Raw genomic sequence first — 251 nt, 5'->3', positions numbered from 1 at the left:
CATATAACGGCGATGTTCGTAAAGATAAGGTACTTGTTTTACTTGTAGAGTACGCTGACTTTAAACATAACAACATTGATAAAGAACCTGGTTATATGTATTCGGAAGACTTTAACAAAGAACACTATGAAAAAATGTTATTCGGTGATGAGCCATTCGCATTAGAGGATGGAAGCAAAATCGAAACGTTTAAACAATATTACGAAGAGCAATCCGGTGGTAGTTACACAGTGGACGGAACAGTTACAAAA

The 251-nt window shown here is 35.9% G+C and carries 1 protein-coding gene; it reads left to right on the top strand.

All coding sequences use genetic code 11. The features are described 5' to 3' along the window. On the top strand, window positions 1–251 hold a 251-nt coding region (locus tag JDS96_RS31310), incomplete at both ends, for an immune inhibitor A domain-containing protein (RefSeq protein ID WP_199669179.1).

Source organism: Bacillus cereus group sp. N21 (assembly GCF_016483395.1).
Taxonomy (GTDB): domain Bacteria; phylum Bacillota; class Bacilli; order Bacillales; family Bacillaceae_G; genus Bacillus_A; species Bacillus_A pseudomycoides.
Note: the sequence above shows the minus strand (reverse complement) of the source record. Positions and strands in the feature narration are given on the sequence as shown.